This is a genomic window from Dyadobacter sp., assembly GCF_051859145.1.
GTDB lineage: Bacteria > Bacteroidota > Bacteroidia > Cytophagales > Spirosomataceae > Dyadobacter.
On the sequence record NZ_JBHYGF010000513.1, the window covers coordinates 1 to 2,175 of the forward strand.

Sequence of the window (2,175 nt, forward strand, 5' to 3'; positions counted from 1 at the left end):
TCTTATACGGAAGCAAAGCAGTAGCTGTTTCCACCTCGAAGAACTCGGATTTTAACGTTTTACCCAATGCTTCCGGCGTATTGGCATTCCTGATGATCGGGTCGGTTGCCCGCGATTCCATGACGAGCTGGTATATCCGGTTACTTTTGGAAAAATGTCTGTCAAACGATAACTCGTAGCCGATGTAAGCGATAATCAGCATCACGCTGGACAGACCCACCGCCAGCCCGAAAAGATTAATGAAAGAATAAACATGTCCTTTCCGGAAGTTCCGATACCCGATAATGAAATAGTTTCTGATCATGGCTGGTAAAGTTTGTTAGTCCATAAAGCATTGGCATATAATCACCTACTGACCGATCGTTGCAACGAAATTTGATTGCGGTGGGTGAATAAATTTAACTTCGCTTTCATTAGAAACAATGATTGTAACACCTTTGCCTTTTGTAGTCACTGCCGCGCGACGCAGGTAAAAGCGATCCTGCGCCACGGAGAGCATGTGAGCAGCAGCTTGTCCGCGCGGAGGCTGACCGAATTAAACTTGCAGCAAAATGGGCGGAATCGCCGGAATAATACGATTTGACGGTCAGGAGATCAGGACAGCCGAAATAAATGATATAGCCAGGCTACTAGCGCACCGGGGCGGTTTGACAACCAAAAGTATCGAAAGCGGATTGTTAATGACATTTGGCGGGGCTGTTGAAAGTACACCTGACCAGCGGGTTTTAACCGTTGCCGATGCTGATGTTTTTGCCAGCACTTTCCGCGACTCCCCATTTGCCAGTAATTATGCATTGAAAGGTCCCGCCGGATTTGACGAGCCCAATGCAGATTTCGCGCTTGCATTGTGGGACACAGGAGCACAAACCCTCTATTGTGCCCGCGATATACTCGGCGTGAAGCCGCTCTATTATGTACACCAGCCTAATCGTTTTTTTGCCTTTGCATCGGAGATCAAGGCTTTGAATGCGTTGCATGAAGTTCAGGTAACTCCGAATATGCACAAGGTCCGCGAGTACCTTACCTGGCACGTAACCCACCTGGCTTATAGTTCCGAGACTTTCTATGAGCAGGTTTACAGCGTTTTACCCGGACATTACCTGAAAGTCAACGCGCAGCAAACAGAAGAAATACCGTTCTGGCAGCCGGATTTCAAAAAATTCCATCAACTGGGCGGAATTGAGGAATACGGATCTGCATTCCGCGAAGTCTTCACCGGCGCCGTAGCAAGCAGGATCAGGAACCGACAAAATGTAGGATCGCATCTGAGCGGTGGCTTGGACTCTTCCTCAGTGACTTGCGTGGCACAATCGACACTGATACAACAAGGCAAGCCGGCATTAAATACTTTCAAGATTGACACCGGTCAGCCGCTGGCGGAAGAAGAGCGCTTTGTTCAGGATGTGGTAAATCAGTGGCACACAAACCACCATCGGGTAGCTCCTCTGGAAGATGTACTGGGATCGATTGTAAAAATCAACACCATTTCCGACCGTCCTGAGCAGTTTATCATGCCTTCCAGTTTCCATTTAAGTATTTCAAATGAGCTTGAAAGGCTGGGATGTGACTTGATCCTGACGGGCCACGGCGGAGATAATGTGGCAACAACCGGCTTTGACAATCTCGACGAGCTAATGCAGGCTGGCGACCTGAATGCATTGAGGATTGCATGTGAACAATGCTACGATCACAACACGAAGCAGCCTTTTACCCGGGGAAAAAGTCGAAAAGCGGGTTATGATAAATACATGCTCTCGCTTCTAACACCCGATATCAGGAGCAGCTACCGCAAAGAGCCGCTATTTTCATTTTTGTCCAAAATGCGGGAGTATAAGCATGGTCTGAATATTTCGGAAAGAGCTATTATAAACTTCATTTTCAACAAAATAGCCCATAAATCCGCTGCTCCTTCCCTGCTGACCGACGCGCTGACGGGGGAATTCAAGCAACAGACCCAGCCACGAAAGCAGCGAACCACAAATGCGCTCGTCAAGTCAATTAAGGAAAGTCAGGGGATAGCGCTGGAAGGTGTGCTGAATCACACCAATGTAATCTGCAATGAACAGGCCAATCACATCGGCGCCTATTATGGGCACCAATATGCATTTCCATTTTACGATAAGCATGTGATCGAACTTTGCCTTGCTACGCCGGCTGAGGTGAGCTTCTACAATG

2 protein-coding genes are annotated in these 2,175 nt (G+C 48.0%); one reads left to right on the forward strand and one right to left on the reverse strand.

Translation table 11 applies throughout. The annotated features are described in order from the left end of the window. A partial coding sequence (locus ACTIE6_RS23105; RefSeq protein ID WP_439558881.1) for an ABC transporter permease occupies positions 1–304 on the reverse strand: 304 nt, incomplete at its 3' end. A 247-nt stretch (positions 305–551) separates the two neighbouring features. Here ACTIE6_RS23105 and ACTIE6_RS23110 point away from each other — a divergent pair. Then, positions 552–2,175, forward strand: a 1,624-nt coding sequence (locus ACTIE6_RS23110; protein WP_439558882.1) for an asparagine synthetase B family protein, incomplete at its 3' end; no start/stop codon positions are given.